The sequence below is a fragment of the Brachybacterium sp. P6-10-X1 genome, assembly GCF_001969445.1.
In the GTDB taxonomy this organism is placed as follows: Bacteria; Actinomycetota; Actinomycetes; order Actinomycetales; family Dermabacteraceae; genus Brachybacterium.
This window is the reverse complement of record NZ_CP017297.1, coordinates 1,944,137-1,963,224: the sequence shown is the minus strand read 5'-3', so window position 1 is coordinate 1,963,224 and position 19,088 is coordinate 1,944,137. Positions and strand designations below refer to the sequence as shown.

The window sequence follows — 19,088 nt, the reverse complement described above, 5'->3', positions numbered from 1 at the left end:
GCCGGCAGCCGTGCTGGTCACGACACGACACAGAACTCCGGACGCTCGCGACCGAGCCACGAGGGACCAGGCTCCGCCACCGGTCGCCTGAGATGCTGCGACGGGAACGCTGCCTCAGGACCGGCGACGGCCGGATGCTCCCTCGCAGGTACCACCGCCACCCCTACTCCTGGCCGATGCGGACCCGGGCACCTGCTCCGTAGGGTCACGGCGTGGACCTTCTCAGCGCCCCAGCTCCTCGAACGCCCTACCGGCGCACCTGGGTGCTCATCGTGCTCATGGCCGTGGCGATCGTGCTGTTCACGGTGCTGGTGGCGCTCCAGTCTGCCGGGTACGGCACGGCGGTGCCCCTGGCCATCCCACCCGGCGCGGCGCTGTGCGGAGCGCCCCTGCTGGCGCTGACCCGACCGCGGGTCGCGATCGTCGTGTTCGGCGTCGCGGCCATCGTGCTCCCGCTGCTGGTCTCCGCAGAGCGGGACCTGTCCTGGCCGTGGCCGTGGTCCGTTCCCGCGATGATCGCGTTCGTCGTGTTCGTGCTGGTGGTCACGGCCTTCCACGGCTGGCGGACGGGCCTGGCGGCCTGGGCGCTCCCCGCCGCGGGGTCCCTCGTGACCGGCTCCCTGTTCGCCGGCGCGGTCCCGCGCGGGGCGACGGGCGTGGATCTGTTGGTGACGGTCTCGCTCGCCGCCGGCGCGCTCCTGGTCGGCGTGCTGATCGCCGGGCGACTCCGCATCGGGGAGGAGCTGGACCGGGAGAGGGAGCACACCGCCGCGGAGCAGGCGCGCCGGCTGCTGATCGAGGAGCGCACGCGGATCGCCCGCGAGCTGCACGACATCGTCGCGCACAGCACCTCGCTGATCCAGGTGCAGGCCTCCACCGCCGAGTACCGGATCTCCGACCTGCCGCCCGAGGCGATCGGTGAGTTCGGCGAGATCGCGGAGACCGCACGGGGCTCGCTGGTGGAGATGCGGCGGCTGCTCGGGGTGCTGCGCACCGAGGACCACGCCCCGGAGCTCACCCCGCAGAGGAGCCTCGAGGACATCACGGAGCTGGTGGAGGGCGCCCGCCGGGCGGGGGCCGAGGTCGGGCTGTCCATGCCCGTGGGCTCGCCCCCGCTCTCCCTGGGAGTGCAGGTCACCGCGTTCAGGATCACGCAGGAAGCACTGAGCAATGCCGTGCGCCATGCTCCCGGCGCACCGGTCGAGGTGGTCCTCGACGCCCCCCAGGACACCCTGATCATCCGGGTCCACAACCGAGCCCCGGGGGACTCCGCCGGGGGTGAGTCCCCAGGCGGCGGCCACGGACTGCGCGGAATGCGCGAGCGCGCCGCCCTGCTCGGTGGGAGCCTGCAGGCCGGGCCCGACCGCGACGGCGGCTGGACCGTCACGGCCGCCCTGCCCATCACCGACCACCCGGAGGAATCCTCATGAGCATCGCCGTGCTGATCGCCGATGACGCCGCGATGGTCCGTGCCGGCTTCGCCGCCCTCCTGGATGCCCAGGAGGACCTGCGCGTCGTGGGCCAGGCCGAGACCGGCACCGAGGCGATCGCCCGCTCCGCACGGCTCGAACCCGACGTGATCCTCATGGACGTGCGGATGCCCGAGATGGACGGGATCGAGGCGACCCGTCGCATCCTCGACCCCGCGAGCCCTGTCGCCCGCCCCCCGCGGATCCTCATGCTCACCACCTTCGACATCGACGACTACGTCTACGACGCCCTCGAGGCCGGGGCCAGCGGGTTCCTGCTCAAGGACGCCTCCGCCCACGAGCTCGCCCACGCCGTGCGCGTGGTCGCCGCCGGGGATGCGCTGCTCTCCCCGGGCATCACCCGCCGGATGATCGCGCAGTTCGCCGCGCGGAAGCCGCGGCGACCGCGGGCAGCGGCCGTGCTGGCCCGCCTCACCGAGCGGGAGCGCGAGGTGCTCGTCCTGCTGGGCCGGGGCCTGTCGAACCGGGAGATCGGCCAGGAACTGTTCATCTCGGACCACACCGTGAAGACCCACGTGGGCCGGCTGCTGACGAAGATCGGCGCCCGCGACCGGGTCCAGGCCGTGATCTTCGCCTTCGACAACGGCCTCGTCGAGCCCGCCCCCTGACTCCGGTACCGCCTGCCCCGGCGGACTCACTCCCCGGTAGGGGGCCCACACCGCACCTGCGGGCGACGTGTCCTCGGGCGCCGCGCTCCTAATCTCCTCGCGACGATCCGAGGAGGACCCCCATGACCCTCAGCCCGAGCCGGCCGCTCCCACCGGCCGACCGCCGCTCCGCACCGCCGTCCACCACGGGGCATCCGCCGCTGCCCGCCGCGCGGGACACCGGCATCGACCTGGTCCGCGCGCTCTGCCTGCTCGCGATCCTCGTCCTGCACGGCCTGCAGGTCAGCGCCACGGTCGGGGAGTCGGGGCCGGCCCTCCAGTACGCCACCCGGGGTGCTGCCTGGTATCCACCGGTCACCTGGATCCTGCAGGTGATGCCGGTGTTCTTCGTCATCGGTGGCTTCGCAGGACTGGTGGCGCACCGCCGCTCCCTCGCGCGGGGCGGCACCGCGACCGCCTTCGTGGCCGGACGCGTCCACCGCCTCCTGCTGCCCGCCGTGGCGACGATCGGCGCCGTCGGCCTCGGCCTCGCGCTGCTGCCGGGCGCAGGGGCCCCGGCCGACCTGATCCGGGAGATCGGACTGCGCTACAGCGAACCGCTGTGGTTCCTCGGCGTGTTCCTCGCCTGCCAGGCCCTGCTGCCCGCCCAGCTCGCACTCCACGCCCGGGCGCCGTGGGCGCTGTTCGCCGCTCTGGCCGCGGCGGCCGTGGCGGTCGACGTGCTGCGCGGCGCCACCGGAGCCGACGCGATCGGCTACGCGAATCTCGCCTTCGTCTGGCTCGCCCTGCAGCAGCTGGGATTCCTCCTCGCCGACGGGCACCTCGAGCGCCTCCCCGTCCCGGTGCGGAAGGCGGCGGGCATCGCGGCCGTGACGGTCCTCGTCCTGGTCGTCGCCGCCGGAGGGTGGTCCGCCGATCTCATCGCGCACATGAACCCGCCGACGACGGCGCTGCTGCTGGTCGGCCTCGCCCAGACCCTGCTGATCTCCCTGCTGCGGCGCCCGCTGACGGCTCTCAGCGAGCGTCCACGCGTCGCCGCATCCACCCGCTTCGTCACGGCGCACTCCATGACGATCTACCTGTGGAACCTGCCGGTGCTGCTGTTCGCGGCGGGGGCCTCCGCGCACCTCGCCCTGCTCGGCGCCGGACCGCTGCCCGAGCCCTCCAGCCCGGCGTGGTGGGTGACCCGGCCCGTATGGCTGATCGGGACGGTCCTGCTCACCCTCGGCGTGGCGTGGCTGCTCGGCGGGATCGAACGCCGCCGCGCACCATGGCCGACGGACTCTCCCCGACGCGCCCTGCAGGGCGTGCTGCTGGGGCTCGCCGCGGTGCTGCTGCTCCTGCTGGCCGGGGCCACACCCCTGACCACGGCGATCGCCGTCTGCCTGGGGTCGATCGCGCTGCTGCGGATCCACCGATCTCGCACACCGTCGGCGTCGCGAGCTGCTCCGTCCGGCTCGACGGGAAGGCGACGCGACCGGCCTGAGCCGGTTCAGCCGTGCTCCACCCGTCGGCGGACCACCGCGCCATAGAGCAGCGACATCACCGCGACGAAGCCGATCCCCACCGCGAGTGCCAGGTGGTAGGCGGGCTGCCAGACCATGATCCCGATCGTGCACAGGATGAACGCGATCGCGAACGCCTGCCCGTAGGGCCACAGCGGCACCGGGAACACCAGCGCCGCCCGCTCGGCGGAGGACATGCCGCGGCGCGAGGCGACCTGGGAGAGCAGGATCATCAGCCACACGAAGATCGTCGCGAAGGTCGCGAGCGAGGCGACGATCGTGAACACCGCCTCGGGCAGCGCCCAGTTCAGCGCCACGCCGACGACCAGCACGCCGAGCATCGCCACGGTGGTGACCACCGGGACGCCCTGCACGGTGCGGGAGAAGGCGAGCGGCGCCAGGCGCTGCCGGGCCATCCCCGAGACCACCCGGCCGGCGCCGAACAGGTCCGCGTTGATCGCCGAGAGCGCCGCCGTGATCACCACGACGTTCAGCGCCGCCGCCGCCCAGTTCACGCCGAGGGTGTCGAAGATCTGCACGAACGGCGACTGCTCGCCGGTGATCGTGCGCCAGGGGGTGATCAGCAGGATCACGCCGATCGCGAGCACGTAGAACAGCAGGATCCGCACCGGCACGGTGTTGACCGCCTTCGGGACGGCCGTGTCGGGGTCCTCCGCCTCGGTGCCCGCGACTCCGATGATCTCCGTGCCGCCGAAGGCGAACAGCACCAGGATGAACGCGCTGATCATGCCGCCGGCGCCGTGGGGGAAGAAGCCGCCGTCGGCCGTGAGGTCCGCCAGCGGGTTCCCGCCGGTCCGTGCGCCGAGGCCGAACGCCAGGATCGCCGCACCGCCGAGGATCATCGCGACCACCGCGGCGACCTTGACGATCGTGAACACGAACTCGAGCTCCCCGAACCAGCGGACGCTCGCGAGGTTCGCGGCGCCCACGATCAGCAGCGTGAGCGCCACCCAGACCCACTGCGCGGTGTCCGGGAACCAGAATCCCATGTAGATCGCGATCGCGGTGAGATCCGCGAGGCACACGATGAGCATCTCGAAGGCGAACATCCACCCGGTGATGTACCCGGCCCACGGGCCCAGGAAGCGGCGGGTGTACTCGGCGAAGGAGCCGGAGATCGGCATCCGCACCGCCATCTCGCCGAGCGCCCGCAGCATGAAGTACACGACCGCGCCGCCGAGCAGGTAGACCAGCAGCACCGAGGGGCCGGCGGCCTGGATCGCGCCGGCCGAGCCGTAGAACAGGCCCGTCCCGATCGCGGAGCCGAGGGCGATGAAGTGGAGGTGACGGGCCTTCAGGCCGGGTCGGCGCCGCGTCGGGGCGGGGGAGGGGTTCTCCTGCGTGGACGTGCTCATCGTGGGGGAGTGCTCCGGGGAGGGGGAGGAAGGGCTTCTTGTGCCACTGACACGGTACGGCCGACGGGTCGGGGCGCGGTACGTGTGTCCGGCCACGTTCTGCCCCACCGGGTCGACGGGTGATCCGCACCCGAGACGACGGGCGCGCCGTGCCCGCGTCCCGCACGGTCCATCGACCGTGCCCTGCTCGCGCTCGATGCGCCGGACCGCGGCCATCGCCCGGACACCGACTCGTCACCCGATGTTCCCCGGGCGACCGGGGCGCGGACGAGGCCGGGCCCGCCGCGTGCGTCTACGCTCGATCGCCATGAGCAGTCTCGAGCCCGGACCCCCGCAGGGGCGGCAGCACTGGATGGACCTGCTGCGGGGTGCGGCGATCCTGCTGGTGATCGTCCACCACATCAGCATCGTCCAGCAGATCTGGGACGGCGGCACCGCGCACGAGGCCGTGCTGCTCTCCGAGGCCGCCAAACCGTTCCGCATGCCGGCGCTGCTGTTCGCCTCCGGCATCCTGCTGCCGCGGTCGCTGGAGAAGCCGGCCGGCCGCTTCCTGATCGGCAAGGTGCGCAGCCTGCTGTGGCCGTGGCTGCTGTGGTCCGTGCTCATGCTGGCGATCATGGGGTGGGGGTTCGGCACCGACCCGCTGTGGTGGGTCAACGGCATGTACACCTGGTTCCTGCTGGCGCTGTTCGTGTACTACGTCGTCGGCCTGCTCACCCGGAGGGTCGCGCCCGGGTGGGTGGCGCTGGCGAGCCTGGCGGCCTGGACCGTGATGCAGATGTTCGGGTCCGCCCTCATCGATCCCAGCTACCGGCCCGACAAGTTCGTGTACTACGCCGTGTTCTTCTTCGCGGGCGCCGCGCTGCGCCGGATCGTGCTGGTCCGCAGGATGCCGCTGTGGGTCCTCGCTCCCGGACTTCTCCTGGCCCTGGGATGGGCGGCCTTCGCCGTGCGGATCGATCGGGACCCGGAGGTGCCGATCCTCTCCCAGCTGGTGGTGCTGGTCGCCGTGCTCGCGGGCGTCGCCCTCGCCCAGCGGCTGCCCCGGATCCGGGCGGTGCGCATGCTGGAGTGGCTGGGGCGCCACTCGATCGTGCTGTACCTCGTCCACCTCCCGGTCATCGAGCTTCTCGCCCGGCACCTCGACCTGCCCCCGAGCCGTGCGACGACCGCGCTCTTCGTCCTGGTCACGCTCGGGGTCTGCGTGCTCGCCGTGCTCCTGCGCCCGGCGACCGGCTTCCTCTACACCCTTCCGGCCCCGGGACGGAGCGCAACGATGCCGGTCCCGCGCGACCATGACGGCGGCCCGAGCGCGCCCCCGGCCGCTGTCGCGGATGCCGAGGCCCCGCTCTGCGAGAGCCGACCCACCGGAGGTCGGCTGCCGACTCCCTGAGGGGAGGACCTCCCGGCCCACGTCCCGCCGTCCTCCTCCGGCGCCGACCGACGAGCCGGGTCGAGACCCCTCCGGAGGATCTCGGTACTGTGGGTCCAGCGCGCCACGCACAGACGGCGCCGCACAGCTCGCGCAGGAGGCCGCCGACGATGCAGGAGGACCGTGTGCCCAGCGCCGCCGATCGCGCGTACCAGAGCATTCGCGAGCAGATCCTCGATGGAGACGTCCCGCCGGGCACGATGCTCGGCGAGTCCGGGCTGGCTTCGCAGCTCGAGATGAGCCGTACCCCCGTGCGGACCGCGCTGTCGCGTCTGCAGGACGAGGGATGGATCAGCATCTATCCCCAGCGCGGGGCCCTCGTCCGCGGGCTCAGCCAGCGGGCAGTCTCCGAGCTCGCCGAGACGCGGGTCCTGCTGGAGCGGGCCGGGGCGGAGCGTGCCGCACCCGATGATCGCGCGCGGATCGCGGCGCAGCTCGCGGAGACCATCGAGGACCAGAGGTCCGCCCTGCGCGCCCACGACCTGCACACCTTCGTGGGCCTGCTGCAGGCCTTCCATCGTGGATTCGTCGAGGCGGGCGGGAACCAGGTGCAGCTGGAGCTGTACGACCGACTGGCCGACCGGCACCGCTTCGCGCTCTCGGCCGACGGGGAAGAGCAGCTGGAGCGCGGCGAGCGCGGGATCGCGGAGCACGTGCAGCTGTGGGAGCACTTCCGCGATGGCGATTCCGAGCAGTTCGCGGACCTGCTCAGCGCTCACGTCTCGGAGAGGGGGGCGCCGCGCGAGGCCGATTGAAGATTGACCGCGGGTGGTCGGGGCGGGGCCGGCTCCTCGACGGGCTCTCGGCATCCACGGCCGATCGTGCCTCGACGACGCCCTCTCCGTCATCTAGGATACAAGTTGTGTCCTAGCCTGGACGGCTGCGGAGATGCCCCGCGTCCGTCCGGGAGCAGGACCGATCCGCCGTTCGGCGATGCACCGCGGCGGGAGCGCTCCGGCCTCATCCGCCCTGCGCGGACTCGCCGGCACCCGCAGCATCCGACCCCGTGTCGCCCGCAGTGCAGGACGAGAGAACAGGACCTCGCATGACGCGAACGACCGCGTCCCTCGCCGCGGCGAGGGATCGCCCGGGAGGTCGGGACACCGCCCAGCGACGCACCCTCGTGGTGCTCGTGATCGCCCAGATCCTGGGCACCGTCGGCCTGGGCGTCGCCCCGTCGATCGGGATCCTCCTGGCGGGCGAGGTCACCGACAACGAGGCCTGGGCGGGACTCGCTCGCACCTCCTCCACCCTCGGGGCGGCGCTGCTCGGGATCCCGCTGGGCAACCTCGCCGCGCGACGAGGTCGACGCACCGCGCTGGCCACCGGCTGGTGGGTGGCCGCTGCCGGGGCGGCGCTGCTGGTCGCCGCGGCGCAGTTCGAGACCGTGATCCCGCTGTTCCTGGGTCTGCTGATGACCGGTGCGGGAACGGCGGCGAGCCTGCAGGCCCGCTTCGCGGCGACCGACCTCGCCGCCCCCTCGACCCGGGCCCGCTCCCTCTCCCTCGTGGTGTGGATGGGCGCGATCGGCAACGTCCTGGGCCCGAACCTCGGCGTGCCGGGGGAGGTGGTCGGGGAGGCGACCGGGCTCAGCGTGTACGCGGCGGCGTTCCTGATCGCCGCCGTGGCCTCCCTGCTCGCCGGCACGGTGATCTTCGCTCTGCTGCGGCCGGACCCGCTGCTGGTCCTCGCCCGACGGCAGAGGGCCTCCGCCCGCGACGTGACGGGGGCCGGGCCCGAGAAGCATCCTGCGGTGACGTCCGAGGCCGCGTCCGACGTCCTGGCCGACGTCGTCCCGGACGCGGAGATCGCAGCTCGCGCCCGACCCCGCCGGGGCGAGCGCTTCCGCCGCATGGTCGCCGCGCTGCGGGTGAACCGTCGGGCCCGCACCGCGCTGGTGGCGCTGCTGACCTCACAGGTCGTCATGGTCTCGCTGATGACCATGACGCCCGTGCACATCGAGCACCAGGGCGGATCGCTGACCGTCGTCGGCCTCACCATCAGCCTCCACGTGGCCGGGATGTTCGGCCTCTCCCCGGTGGTCGGGATCCTCGTGGACCGGATCGGTCACCGCGGGACGATCGCGATCGGCATCGTGATCTTCGCCGGCTCCCTGGCCGCCGCGATCTTCGCAGCGGGCTCCCTCGCGGGAGTCATGGTCTCCCTGGTCCTGCTGGGCCTGGGCTGGTCCTTCATGAACGTCGCCGCCTCCGCCCTGTTCGCCACGGCCATCGCGGACCGCTCGCGCGCCTCCGCGCAGGGCGGCGCGGATGCGCTGTCGAACCTCCTGGGGGCCACCACGTCGTTCGCCGCCGGCCCGCTCATGGTGGCCACCAGCTTCTCCGTGCTCGGCATCGTCGCCGCGGTGCTGCTGGTGCCGATCCTTCTGCTCGTGCTGGATCCGGCTCCTTGGCGGTCCTGACCGCTGCGGGCACAGCTGTTCCCAGCGGGCGTCCAGAGAGGATCCAGTCCCACGTGGTCGACTCGCCCCATGAAGCTCAGCCGACTGCTCTACGCCGGACGGGCCGCGCTGCGGACCGAGAAGGGGCGCCAGATTGCCGGGCGCCTGACCGACACTGCGGCCGACACCGCGCGCCGCGCCTCCCCGCGCCACCGCGCGAGGATCGACAAGGCCCAGCACAGCGCCCGGAAGTACCTCGGTCGCGGCTGACCCGCTGGTGACCTCCGGCGAGTGGCCTGCCGGGGATCTCGACGGCTGACCTATCGGGAACCGTCGACCAGGCGCTCGAGCGCCTCCACGGCGCGTGCGCGGTCCACGCGCTTGCCGAAGGGATGGACGTCGGCCTCGACCACACCGCGCTGCTCGGCGACATACGCCCGCACCTTCGCGTCGAGGGCGTCCGTCGTCGGCGCATGGACCGAGACCGGGGGATCCAGCACGGCGCCGACCAGCGTGGACCCTTCGGGGTAGTAGACGTACAGCACCCGCTGGACGCCGGGGCCGAACAGGTCGCTCTCGGCCGCCTGAGGCAGGCGGCCGAGCACCGTGAACAGCATCGTGTGGGTATCCGCCCGGGCCTCCGGGCCGCGGCGGGCCGCAGCGGGCGGGGCCGTGAGTTCCCCCTGCTCCGCGCGCAGGGCGAGCGCGGCGAGCCGGGCATCGTCGTCGTCGACCATGTCTGCCTCCTGACGGGTGCGGTGGTCCCCAGTATCCGCGACCCGGCGCGCCGGGTCGAGGGCGCTGACCGGTGCACGGATCACGACGGCGCACTCACCGCTCAGTCGAGGCAGAACTCGTTGCCCTCCGGGTCGGCCAGGACCAGGAATCCGATGCTCAGCGGAGGCTCGGGATCATGGCGGGCCAGCCGATCCGCCCCGAGGCCGATCAGCCGCGCGCCCTCGGCCTCGAGCGCCTCCATCCGCTCCTGGTCGCGCAGATCGGAGGCGGTGCGCACGTCGAGATGCACCCGGTTCTTGGCGACCTTGTCCTCGGGGACCTGCTGGAAGAAGATCCGAGGCCCGGCCCCGTCGGGGTCCTCGAGGGCGGAGGAGCTGTTGCGCAGCTCGACCGGCACCTGGTGGGCCTCGAGGAACTCGTCCCAGGCGGCGAGGGGATCCGCCCCCGGGGCGAGCTCCACGCCGGGTGGGGCGGGGTGGACGTACCCGAGCACCTCCTTCCAGAAGATCGAGAGCGAGCGCGGGTCGCGGGCATCGAAGGTGACCTGGATGGTGCTGGACATGGCGTCCTCCGTCGTCGGGTCGCAGTAGGGGTCCCTCGGGCACGGCGGCGTCGCCGGCCTCGCGTCCATGCTGGACCATGGGGAGGACAGGTCCTGTCCTCACAGGGACGACCCGGTGTTCGGGGCGACCCGGGCGCTCGTCCGCGGGCGCCTGCCGCTCGGGCCGCTGGAGCGCCTACTGTGACCCCATGCCGTCCGTGCTGTGTCTGGATCTCGGGACTTCCGCCGCCAAGGCGGCGCTCGTCGGCCTCGATGGCGCCGTCCATGGCCGGGCGAGCTGCTCCTATCCCACGCGCACCACGGCGGACGGGGGAGCGGAGCAGGATCCGCAGGACTGGCTGCGCGCCGCCCGCACGGCGATCACCGAGCTCCTGCGTGACCGGGCCGCGAGCGGTGACCTCCTCGCCCTGAGCCTCACCGGCCAGATGCAGGATCTCCTGCTCCTGGACACCGACGGCGCGATCGCGCCCGCGATCCTCTACAGCGACACGCGGGCCGGGCAGGATGCCGAGGAGATCCACGCGCAGCTGGACCGCGGGGGCGTCTCGTGGAACGCCCTGACGGGCACGGTGCAGGATGCCACCAGCTGTGCCGCGATGTTCCGACGCCTGGTCCGGACCGATCCCGGGCTCTCGGGGCGAACCCGCGGCGTGGTGTTCGGCCCGGCCGGGTACCTCGCGTCCGCGCTCGGCTGCGGCCGGTGGTGCGACCCGACGACGGCCGCCGCCACCGGACTGCTGGAGGCGCGCACGGGGGCGTTCTCCGGGGCCATCGCGCGGGCCGCCGGTCTCGACGAGCAGCTGCTGCCTGCGCTGACCACCGCGACCGGGCAGATCGTCGGTCGCACCGATCCCGCGGCGCAGGATCTGCTGGGCGTGCCCTCGGGCGTGCCGATCGTGCTCGCCCCGGGCGATGCGGGCGCGACGACGCTCGGGATCGTCGGCCTCGAGGTGGGTGATGACTACGCCTACCTCGGCACCAGCGGCTGGCTGGCCGCGGTGACCCCGCGACGCGGGACCGACGGGAGCGCGGCCGACCAGCGCGGGGCCGGCGGGAGTGCGGTCGACCAGCGCGGGGCCGACGGGAGTGCGACCGACCAGCGCGGGGCCGCTGGGAGTGCGGCGACCGCCGAGCAGGCTGGGGTCTCGCACCACCTCGCCCTCGCCGCGGGAACCGACCGCGTCCTGCGGATCTCGGCGCTGCTGGCCGCCGGGGCCGCCGCGGACTGGGCCCGTGCCGCGCTGCTGGGCGGCGCGGGTCCGGCTGAGGCCGATGCGCGGCTCGAGGAGCGGGAGGCACGGGAGGGGAGAGGGCCGACGGGGCTGCTCGCGCTGCCCTCGATCCACGGCGAGCGGTACCCGGTGCGCGATGGCGACCTGCGTGCCGCCATCGTCGGGATGGGCCCGAGCACTCGCGACATCGACATGTACGCCGCCGTCCTCGAGGGCGTCGCCCATGCGCTCGCCTCGGCGGGTTCGGCGCCGTCCCGGGCGGGTCGGGGCACGGGGGAGCGGAGTCGCCCGCTCGCCGTCGCCGGTGGCGGCGCCGCCTCCGCGCCGTGGCTGCGGATGCTCGCCGACGTCACGGGCAGGGAGGTGCGCGCCGTCGACGGAGCGGACGCGGCGCTGATCGGGTGCGCGCTGGCCGCGGCCGAAGCGCTCGAGCAGGGCCACAGCATCCTTCCGCTGGCTCTCCGCTCCGGCGGGCGCTCGGTGGCCCCGGATCCGTCGGCCGCCCGGTCGCACGCCGCCCTGCGGGCCGCTCACCGAGCCCTCTATTCGGCCGTGGCCGAGGTGCGTGCGCTGCACTGATCCGTCGCCCGACGGAGACTGTCGACGTACCGCCGGACGTCGTGCGGTCGACCGGTGCGCCGCAGACCGGTGCGCCGCAGACCGATGCGCCGCCGACCGATGCGCCACCGATCTCGGGTGGTGGTCATCGGGTGGTCATAGGGTGGTCGTCGGTGGTCGTCGGTGGTCGTCGGTGATCGTCGGTGGTCGTCGCCGTGCCGTCCGCGGCGTGCGGTCGGCTGCGCTCAGCGAGCTCGCGCGGCGTCGTTCGCGCGGGCGAACTCCTCGTCGCCGACCGGGTCGAGCCACGTCACCGTCTCGTCGGCATCATCGCCCTCCTGGATCGCGATATGGGCCATGAGCTGGTCATCCATCGCTCCGTGCCAGTGCTCCTCCAGGGGCGGGATCCATACGGTGCGCCCCGGCTCGAGGGTCACCACGGTGCCGTCCCGGGAGACCACCAATCCGATACCGTCGGTGCCGTAGAGGGTCTGGCCGACGGGATGGGTGTGCCAGTAGGTGCGGGCACCCGGGGCGAAGTGGACGTGGGCCACGGCGACCCGGGAGCCATCCATCGCACCGCGGATGCCGTCGACCAGCACCGATCCGGTGAACGTCTCGGCCGGACCGGTCGCGGTCGGCCTCCTCGGCAGCTTTCTCATCGTGGCCTCCTTCGGCGGGACGTGCGGAACCGTCCCCTCCATCAGATACCGGAACCGTGGCCGGGGCAAGGGGCGGGACGCAGGGCGGGACCCGTGGGATCGAGGGCGCCGAGGGATCGCAGCGCTTCAGGAGCGGAGCCTGGCCTGCCCGGTGATGTGCTCGGCCAGCTGGTCGGCAGCGCTTCTGGGCTCGCGCCCGAGGAGCTGGGACAGCGTGGTCGGATCGGGCTGCGCGAAATGACCGCTCCGTGTCGCCTGGAACATCGACAGCGTGAACCGGGCGGCCGCCTCCGGGGTCCCGTGCGCGATCTCGTCGGCCACCCATTCTTCGTCGTCGACGACGACACGCTCGATATGGCGCCCGGTCAGGGCCGAGGCCGCCGAGGCGAAGTCCGCGAGAGTGACCGGCGACGGCGGCGTCAGATCGACGGGGCCCTCGAAGGTCGAATCACCGGCGAGGATCGCCGCGGCCGCCTCTGCGGCGTCGCGCCGATCGACCCAGGAGAACGGTCCATCGGCCGGCTTGGCGATCACCCCTGTCTCCTGCCACGGCCCGAGGAGCTGCCCGAGGGGCCCGTAGAACCCGTTGCGCAGCACGGTCCACGCCACGCCGGACGCGGCGAGGTGCTGTTCGGTGGCGGCATGGATCGCCAGCGGCGGGTACGGGGTGTCGAAACCGGTCCCGTGGGCACCGGTGTACAGGATCCGCCGTGCCCCGGCCTGGACCGCTGCATCGATGGCCGTACGGTGCTGGGTGACGACGTCGGCAGTGACGTCGCTGGAGGAGACCAGGAGCACCTGCTCCGCGCCGGCGAAGGAGTCCCTCAGCGCCACGGGATCGTCGTAGCTGCCCTGTCGCACGCGGATCCCCTGGTCGGCCAGGTGCTTCGCCCGCCCGGGGTCGCGGACGCTGACGCCGATGCGGGACGGAGGGACGCGGCCCAGGAGATGGTCGACCGTGGCCCCGTTGAGGGTGCCTGTCGCTCCGGTCACGATGATCACGATGATGCCCTTTCGTCGAAACGGTTCTGGAGGCCGGCGCTGATGGGGAAGCGGCGGCCAGAGTGGAGGTGCTGATCCGCAGAATCTGACTCGGGCGGTCAACTTCCTGTCGGGAGTCACCCTGCAGTATGTTGACCCATGTGGTCAAGTTGTTCGGCGGAGAAGGAGAGATGATGACCGACACCCGGGGCACATCGACGCTGCGCACGGATGCGCGGCGCAATGTCGATCGGATCCGTGCGGCTGCGGTGGAGGTGTTCCGTGAGCAGGGTCTGTCGGCATCGCTCGAGACCGTCGCTGCCGTCGCAGGGGTGAGCAAGGGGACCGTCTTCAACCGGTTCGGGGGGCGGGCCGGGCTGATCGACGCCGTCCTCGATGACGTGGTCGCGGCCGAGCTGCTCGGGGTCATCGAGTCCACGCGCTCCATCCCCGCCGTGCTGGAACGGATCACCTACTACGTCAGGGCGCTCCGCGATCTGCAGTACCGGGTGCCGGCGGTCAACGATGTGCTGCTCCAGGAGTTCCCCGACTCGGAGGAGCTGATGATCCTGTGCCATGCAGGAGGGGCCATCCATGACGACCTGGTCGAGGACGGGCACGCCGCCGGTGTTCTGGCCCAGGGAGTGACGCCGGACGATCTCCACGTCCTGACCATCAACAATGCACTTGCTCTCAAGCACGGGGCCCGTCCCTCCCGCGAGGACTACGACCGCAGAACCGGCTTCGTCCTCGGCGGGATCTGCCCCTCGGCACAGCCCTCTGCCCAGCGGCGCTCCACGTCGTAGAGGTCGCAGCAGCGACACGGCACGTGCCGCGCACAGGCGCCTTCGCCTCGGGGCCCAGGCCGAGTGGGCCGGCGTCCGCTGCCGCCGGCGCGGTGCGGAATGCCGCACGTGTCCGGGGTCGTGCGCGTGCTCCGGTCGGAGGCCCGCGGTGCTGCGGAATCAGACCGCCGGCACGTCGTCCTCCTGCTTCGAGGGCTCCCCGTCGGCCGTCGGCGTCAGGACTTCACGGCGCCCTGAGTGAGTCCGGAGATGACCCATTTCTGCGTGAGGACGTAGACCACGATCGCCGGTGCCATCGCCATGAGGTACGAGGCGAAGGCGATGTTGTAGTTGTTGCTGAACTGGGTCTGGAACATCTGCTGCAGGACGGGCAGCGTCTGCAGCTCGGGGTTCGTGGTGATCAGGCTCGGCATCATGAAGTCGTTCCACGAGGCCAGGAACGCGAAGATCCCCACCGTGGCGGACATCGGCGCGAGCAGCGGGAAGATCAGCCGTACGAAGACCTGCCAGGTGCTCGCCCCGTCCACCCGCATGGACTCCTCGAGCGAGATCGGGATCGAACGCAGGAACGCGGTGAACAGCAGGGTGTTGAAGGCGAGGGCGAACACGATGTGCAGGATCGCGACCCCGAGGGGGTTGTCCAGCCCGACCATGCCGGTGAGTTTCACCTGCGGCAGCGCCACCACCGGGAACGGGATGAACATCGCCGCCAGCAGGTAGTAGAAGGACCAGCGGAACAGGCGTCGGTCCCAGTTGCGCACGATCGCGAAGGCGGCGAGCGCGGAGATCACGATCTCTCCGACCACCGACACGGCCGTGATGAACGTGGAGATCGCGAGACCGCGCGGGAAGTTGGTCAGCTGCCAGGCCTGCGCGAAGCCCTCGAGCGAGAAGGGGGCCGGCAGGGCGAAGGCCTGGCCCTCGACCGCCTGCGCCGTCGTCTTCAGCGACATGTTCACCGTGACGAACAACGGCACGAGCACGGCGAGCGAGCACACGATGAGGATTGCGGTGGCGGACCAGTTGATGCGATCGGTGCCGATCCCGCCGCGGCGGCCGGAGGCGCTGCGAGCGGGCGAGGTCCCGGCGGCCGGGCCGCCGGGGACGCGGGAGTCCGTGGACTGGGGGATGGTCATGCTCCGAAGCTCGCTTTCCCGGCGGTGAGCCGCAGTTGGATCCCGGCGAGGATCAGGGTGATCACGAAGAACACCGCGGCGTTGGCCATCTGGTAGCCGTAGTCGCCGCCGCTGAAGCCCTTGAAGATCGTCATGGCGATCGAGCTGGTGGCGGTGCCGGGGCCGCCGTCGGTCAGGCCCACGATGATGTCGTAGGCGTTCAGATAGCCCTTGAAGCCCAGGATCGTGTTGATCAGGATGAAGCCCGAGACCATCGGCAGGGTGAGGCGGGTCAGCCGCTGCCAGCCCGAGGCCCCGTCGATCGCCGCCGCCTCGTAGAGCTCGGCCGGGATCGTCACGAGACCTGCGATGTAGATGAGCATCGCGCCGGGGATCGTCGACCACGCGGTGACGATCACGATGCCCAGCCAGGCGAGGTTCTCGTTGGCCAGGATCGACTCCGAGAGGAACCCGATGCCCAGCGCCTGTCCGAGCGCCGGCACCGAGTTGGACAGCAGGAACTTGAAGACGAAGGCGATGATGATCCCGGAGATCACCATGGGGATCACGAAGATCGTGCGAAGCGCCGTCTGGAAACGGATCCGCGAGGTGAGTCCCAGAGCGAGAGCGAAGGCGATCACATTGGCCGCGATGACGGTGACCAGGGCGAAGCCGAGCGTGAACACGTACGCGTCAAGGATCTTGGGGTCCTGGAAGAGGGCGATGTAGTTGCGCAGGCCGATGAAGTCCCAGTCCCCGAAGCCCACCGAGTTGGTGAAGCTGTAGAAGAACCCGATGACCGCCGGCAGCGTGATCGCGAGGGTGAAGATCACCAGGGCGGGGAACAGGAAGACGTAGTAGACCGGATCCACCGTCCGCCGTCGGCGGGTCACGGGCGGGGTGGGGGAGGGGTCGGGCTGGTCGCTCTCCCCGGCGGAGCGGGGATGCGGATCGGTGGATGTCGTCGCTGACATGCGGTGTCCTCGGGGTCGACGGCGGATGGGCCGCTCAGGCGCGGTAGGCGAGCCGGGCGAAGTCGGAGTCGATCTGGGCGAGGATCGGCTCCGGGTCCGCCCCGAGCACGATCGATTGGACGTAGTTCTCGAACGGGATGGTGGGCGGGATGAACTGTGAAGCGCCCATGTAGAACCTCCCCTCGTCGTAGTAGGGCTGCATCTCGGAGATCCGGGGGTCGGTGACCTCCGGGGCGTCCTTCGTGGTGGAGAAGGCCAGGGCCAGTTCGTTGTAGGGGAACTGGATCTCCGGACGCATCAGGTGCTGCAGGAACTGCCGGGCGCCCTCCTGCTCGTCCGCCTGTTCGGGGATCCACAGCGAGAGATCGATGTTCACGCGGATCCGGAGGTCCGCGGGGTCGTCGGTCACGGGCAGCGGGAACGAGCCCAGCTCGATGTCCGTGGCCGCCTTCTCGATCTCCACCAGCGCCCACGGACCCTGGAGGTACATCGCCGCCTCCCCCTGCGCCATCGCCGTGTTCCCGTCCCCGTAGGTGCGGCTGGGGGCGTCCTCGTTGAAGTACGGCAGCAGCTCCAGCATCTGCTGGACCGGCTCCAGCAGCGTCGTCTGGAAGGACACCTCGGAATCGGGGCCGACGTCCTCGCCGATCTCGTTGATCTGCGTGATGAAGTCGCGCACGTCGATCCGGCCGCCGATGACGTAGTCGAACAGACCCTGCGTGGTCGTCCACAGCTCCGGGAAGGTGCCGTAGATCGGGGTGACCCCGGCCTCGAGGAACGTCTCGCAGACCGTGAGGAGCTCGTCCCACGTGGTGGGGACCTCGAGCCCGTTCTCCTCGAAGAGTCGCTTGTTGTAGATGACTGATGCGGCGGCGACCGAGTACGGGATCACGCTCGTGCGGCCCTCGTAGCCGGGATACCAGTCCACCAGGTCCAGCACGTCCGGACGGATCGCGTCGGCCTCGGGGAGGTCCGCGAGGTCCGACAGCGCCCCGCGCTCCATGAACCGCGCCATGTCGAGGTTGTAGTTCTGCAGGGCGAGGTCCGGAGGGTTGGAGCGCACGAAGCCGGCCTGCAGGTTCGTCGCCATGTCGTGGATGTAGGTGTAGTCGGACTGCGCGGCGTTGAACTCGCTGACCAGTTCCCGGAAGTGGGGGACCACCTCACGCTTGGACTGGTAGAAGGTCACGCGCGGCCGGCCGGACGAGCCGCAGGCGGAGAGCCCGCCGGCAGCGAGGGCCCCGGTGGCGCCGGCGGCGAGCAGGGAACGGCGGGACGGTCGCCCGATGCGGGGGGTTCTGGATGACAACAGCGTCTCCTCGGCGGCACCACAGCTGATAATTCAGTTGCTAGATTTAATGCTTGGAGAAAGTATGGTGGTCGTCACAACGGGCGTCAAGGAGGTGCGCATGGGAATGTCGACGAGCGTGCTGCGTCGCCTGAACATCCAGGCGCTGCTGCGCCATGCCTTCGTGGTCGAGCACTTCACCGCCGCCGAGGCGATGGCCGCCACCGGACTGACGCGCGCCACCGTGCTGGGTCTGTGCGATGAGCTCGCGGGTGTCGGCTGGCTCGAGGAGACCGAGGACAGCCGGGTCGCCGGGATCGCGAGCCGCGGCCGACCCGCTCGTCGGCACCGCCTGCGCCGTGACGCCGGGATCATCGTGGGCGTCGATGCCGGGCGCAGCGGCTACCGTGCGCTCTCCGCCGACCTCCAGGGAGAGGTCCTCGCCGCCGCCCACCGCGATCTCGACGCGGATTCGGTGGACAGAGATCTGCGCATCGCCACGGTGCAGGAGCTGGTGGCCGACGTGGTGGCCGCGGCAGGGGCGACCGGCCCGCCGCTGCTCACCGTCGTCGGCATCCCCGCCCCGGTGGACCTGCGCGGGATCTCGCCGGTGGACGTCGGCACGTTCTGGCGGCTCATGAACTCGGACTTCCCCGATCACCTGGAGGGGACCGTTCTCGTCGAGAACGACGCGAACCTCACCGCACTCGCCGAGCATGCCGTGCACCCGGACGACAACCTCGTCGCGCTGCTGGCCGGGGAGCGCATCGGCGCCGGACTCGTCGTCGACGGGAGGCTGCTGCACGGGGCCCGGGGCGGTGCCGGCGAGATGCGGTTCCTCGACGCGATCCTCCAGGACGATCTGGGTGCCGAGGGCGTGGCCTCGCTCGCGAGGCGCTGGGCTCTGGAATCCCTCGCGGGCTTGGATCGCGCCGACTGCCGCTCGTCCCTCGCCGCCCTCCCCTCCGACGCGCTCACCTCCGAGGACGTGTTCTCCGCCGCGGCCTCGGGGGACGAGCTCGCGTGCGACGTGCTCGACCGGATCGGCGAACGGATCGCCCGCATCGCCGCGATCCTCGTCAGCCTGCTCGGTGTCGAACGGATCGTCGTGGCCGGTGCCGTCTCCGACGTGATGGAGCCCGTGCTCGCCCGCACCCGCGACGTGCTGCCCGAGATCGCGCGCGCCCCGTTCCCGGAGATCGTCCCGAGCCGGTTGGGCCGCGACGTCGTGGTGCGCGGGGCGATCGAGCACGCCCTGGCCCGTCTGCGGGCCGATCCCCTGGAACTCCTCGACCCGTCCCCGCGACAGATCGAGTGAATGATCCGCGCGGACCGGGGTTCCCCGGCCCGCGCACCGACC

At 71.7% G+C, this 19,088-nt stretch carries 18 protein-coding genes; 10 read left to right on the top strand and 8 right to left on the bottom strand.

The window, feature by feature from the left end; genetic code table 11:
- Positions 1-212: 212 nt before the first annotated feature.
- The 3 genes from BH708_RS09005 (at position 213) to BH708_RS08995 (ending at position 3,630) form a co-directional block, all read left to right on the top strand.
- A complete protein-coding gene (locus tag BH708_RS09005; protein ID WP_157235827.1) occupies positions 213-1,430 on the top strand; it encodes a sensor histidine kinase in 1,218 nt (405 codons plus the stop codon).
- The gene (locus BH708_RS09000) at positions 1,427-2,098 is read left to right on the top strand and encodes a response regulator transcription factor (RefSeq protein ID WP_076808241.1); all 672 of its coding nucleotides are present in this window, start codon (positions 1,427-1,429) and stop codon (positions 2,096-2,098) included. The genes BH708_RS09005 and BH708_RS09000 overlap by 4 nt, the downstream gene beginning before the upstream one ends.
- A gap of 122 nt (positions 2,099-2,220) precedes the next feature.
- Positions 2,221-3,630: an acyltransferase gene (locus BH708_RS08995; RefSeq protein ID WP_076808239.1), complete on the top strand. Its 1,410-nt coding sequence runs from the start codon at positions 2,221-2,223 to the stop codon at positions 3,628-3,630.
- On the opposite strand, the gene BH708_RS08990 is transcribed toward BH708_RS08995, so the two are convergent.
- On the bottom strand, positions 3,591-4,979 hold the full coding sequence (locus BH708_RS08990; RefSeq protein WP_076808238.1) for an amino acid permease: 1,389 nt from the start codon (positions 4,977-4,979) through the stop codon (positions 3,591-3,593). The genes BH708_RS08995 and BH708_RS08990 overlap by 40 nt on opposite strands.
- Before the next feature lie 307 nt (positions 4,980-5,286).
- Between BH708_RS08990 and BH708_RS08985 the strand changes: the two genes are divergently transcribed.
- The 4 genes from BH708_RS08985 (at position 5,287) to BH708_RS08970 (ending at position 9,082) form a co-directional block, all read left to right on the top strand.
- Positions 5,287-6,372 (top strand): acyltransferase, encoded by a 1,086-nt coding sequence (locus BH708_RS08985; RefSeq protein ID WP_172805751.1) that lies wholly within the window; start codon positions 5,287-5,289, stop codon positions 6,370-6,372.
- A 149-nt stretch (positions 6,373-6,521) separates the two neighbouring features.
- A complete protein-coding gene (locus tag BH708_RS08980) occupies positions 6,522-7,166 on the top strand; it encodes a GntR family transcriptional regulator (RefSeq protein ID WP_076808234.1) in 645 nt (214 codons plus the stop codon).
- Positions 7,167-7,456: 290 nt separating this feature from the next.
- Positions 7,457-8,833 carry an MFS transporter gene (locus tag BH708_RS08975; protein WP_076808233.1) on the top strand — a complete coding sequence of 459 codons (1,377 nt, stop codon included), beginning with the start codon at positions 7,457-7,459 and terminating at the stop codon, positions 8,831-8,833.
- A gap of 69 nt (positions 8,834-8,902) precedes the next feature.
- A complete protein-coding gene (locus BH708_RS08970; RefSeq protein ID WP_076808231.1) occupies positions 8,903-9,082 on the top strand; it encodes a hypothetical protein in 180 nt (59 codons plus the stop codon).
- Positions 9,083-9,132: 50 nt separating this feature from the next.
- Here BH708_RS08970 and BH708_RS08965 read toward each other — a convergent pair whose 3' ends face one another.
- Positions 9,133-9,549 (bottom strand): hypothetical protein, encoded by a 417-nt coding sequence (locus BH708_RS08965; protein WP_076808229.1) that lies wholly within the window; start codon positions 9,547-9,549, stop codon positions 9,133-9,135.
- Positions 9,550-9,650: 101 nt separating this feature from the next.
- Positions 9,651-10,112 (bottom strand): VOC family protein, encoded by a 462-nt coding sequence (locus BH708_RS08960; RefSeq protein ID WP_076808227.1) that lies wholly within the window; start codon positions 10,110-10,112, stop codon positions 9,651-9,653.
- Positions 10,113-10,300: 188 nt separating this feature from the next.
- Between BH708_RS08960 and BH708_RS08955 the strand changes: the two genes are divergently transcribed.
- Positions 10,301-11,923 (top strand): FGGY family carbohydrate kinase, encoded by a 1,623-nt coding sequence (locus tag BH708_RS08955; RefSeq protein WP_076808225.1) that lies wholly within the window; start codon positions 10,301-10,303, stop codon positions 11,921-11,923.
- A gap of 224 nt (positions 11,924-12,147) precedes the next feature.
- On the opposite strand, the gene BH708_RS08950 is transcribed toward BH708_RS08955, so the two are convergent.
- Positions 12,148-12,564, bottom strand: a complete 417-nt coding sequence (locus BH708_RS08950) for a cupin domain-containing protein (protein WP_076808224.1) — start codon at positions 12,562-12,564, stop codon at positions 12,148-12,150.
- A gap of 126 nt (positions 12,565-12,690) precedes the next feature.
- Complete coding sequence (locus BH708_RS08945; RefSeq protein WP_253705529.1) at positions 12,691-13,557, bottom strand: NAD(P)H-binding protein; 867 nt, start codon at positions 13,555-13,557, stop codon at positions 12,691-12,693.
- Between the two features lie 179 nt (positions 13,558-13,736).
- On the opposite strand from BH708_RS08945, the gene BH708_RS08940 reads away from it, so the two are divergent.
- Positions 13,737-14,351: a TetR/AcrR family transcriptional regulator gene (locus BH708_RS08940; RefSeq protein WP_076808220.1), complete on the top strand. Its 615-nt coding sequence runs from the start codon at positions 13,737-13,739 to the stop codon at positions 14,349-14,351.
- A gap of 215 nt (positions 14,352-14,566) precedes the next feature.
- On the opposite strand, the gene BH708_RS08935 is transcribed toward BH708_RS08940, so the two are convergent.
- Genes BH708_RS08935 through BH708_RS08925 form a run of 3 tightly spaced genes read right to left on the bottom strand, consistent with a single transcriptional unit; the run spans position 14,567 to position 17,749 of the window.
- A complete protein-coding gene (locus BH708_RS08935) occupies positions 14,567-15,487 on the bottom strand; it encodes a carbohydrate ABC transporter permease (protein WP_083713411.1) in 921 nt (306 codons plus the stop codon).
- Positions 15,484-16,440 carry a carbohydrate ABC transporter permease gene (locus BH708_RS08930; protein WP_083713410.1) on the bottom strand — a complete coding sequence of 319 codons (957 nt, stop codon included), beginning with the start codon at positions 16,438-16,440 and terminating at the stop codon, positions 15,484-15,486. The genes BH708_RS08935 and BH708_RS08930 overlap by 4 nt, the downstream gene beginning before the upstream one ends.
- Positions 16,441-16,474: 34 nt before the next feature.
- The gene (locus tag BH708_RS08925; RefSeq protein ID WP_253705528.1) at positions 16,475-17,749 is read right to left on the bottom strand and encodes an ABC transporter substrate-binding protein; all 1,275 of its coding nucleotides are present in this window, start codon (positions 17,747-17,749) and stop codon (positions 16,475-16,477) included.
- Between the two features lie 100 nt (positions 17,750-17,849).
- On the opposite strand from BH708_RS08925, the gene BH708_RS08920 reads away from it, so the two are divergent.
- Entirely contained in the window at positions 17,850-19,046 is a 1,197-nt protein-coding gene (locus tag BH708_RS08920) for an ROK family protein (RefSeq protein ID WP_076808218.1), read from the top strand.
- The last annotated feature ends 42 nt before the right edge of the window (positions 19,047-19,088 follow it).

Excerpts from the sequence above, each read along its gene's own strand:
- BH708_RS08980 (WP_076808234.1), top strand. The coding sequence starts at position 6,522 with ATGCAGGAGGACCGTGTGCCCAGCGCCGCCGATCGCGCGTACCAGAGC.
- BH708_RS08930 (WP_083713410.1), bottom strand. The coding sequence starts at position 16,440 with ATGTCAGCGACGACATCCACCGATCCGCATCCCCGCTCCGCCGGGGAG.
- BH708_RS08965 (WP_076808229.1), bottom strand. The coding sequence starts at position 9,549 with ATGGTCGACGACGACGATGCCCGGCTCGCCGCGCTCGCCCTGCGCGCG.
- BH708_RS08995 (WP_076808239.1), top strand. The coding sequence starts at position 2,221 with ATGACCCTCAGCCCGAGCCGGCCGCTCCCACCGGCCGACCGCCGCTCC.
- BH708_RS08955 (WP_076808225.1), top strand. The coding sequence starts at position 10,301 with ATGCCGTCCGTGCTGTGTCTGGATCTCGGGACTTCCGCCGCCAAGGCG.
- BH708_RS08985 (WP_172805751.1), top strand. The coding sequence starts at position 5,287 with ATGAGCAGTCTCGAGCCCGGACCCCCGCAGGGGCGGCAGCACTGGATG.
- BH708_RS08975 (WP_076808233.1), top strand. The coding sequence starts at position 7,457 with ATGACGCGAACGACCGCGTCCCTCGCCGCGGCGAGGGATCGCCCGGGA.
- BH708_RS08920 (WP_076808218.1), top strand. The coding sequence starts at position 17,850 with ATGGGAATGTCGACGAGCGTGCTGCGTCGCCTGAACATCCAGGCGCTG.
- BH708_RS08940 (WP_076808220.1), top strand. The coding sequence starts at position 13,737 with ATGATGACCGACACCCGGGGCACATCGACGCTGCGCACGGATGCGCGG.
- BH708_RS09000 (WP_076808241.1), top strand. The coding sequence starts at position 1,427 with ATGAGCATCGCCGTGCTGATCGCCGATGACGCCGCGATGGTCCGTGCC.
- BH708_RS08950 (WP_076808224.1), bottom strand. The coding sequence starts at position 12,564 with ATGAGAAAGCTGCCGAGGAGGCCGACCGCGACCGGTCCGGCCGAGACG.
- BH708_RS08990 (WP_076808238.1), bottom strand. The coding sequence starts at position 4,979 with ATGAGCACGTCCACGCAGGAGAACCCCTCCCCCGCCCCGACGCGGCGC.
- BH708_RS08935 (WP_083713411.1), bottom strand. The coding sequence starts at position 15,487 with ATGACCATCCCCCAGTCCACGGACTCCCGCGTCCCCGGCGGCCCGGCC.
- BH708_RS08970 (WP_076808231.1), top strand. The coding sequence starts at position 8,903 with ATGAAGCTCAGCCGACTGCTCTACGCCGGACGGGCCGCGCTGCGGACC.
- BH708_RS08960 (WP_076808227.1), bottom strand. The coding sequence starts at position 10,112 with ATGTCCAGCACCATCCAGGTCACCTTCGATGCCCGCGACCCGCGCTCG.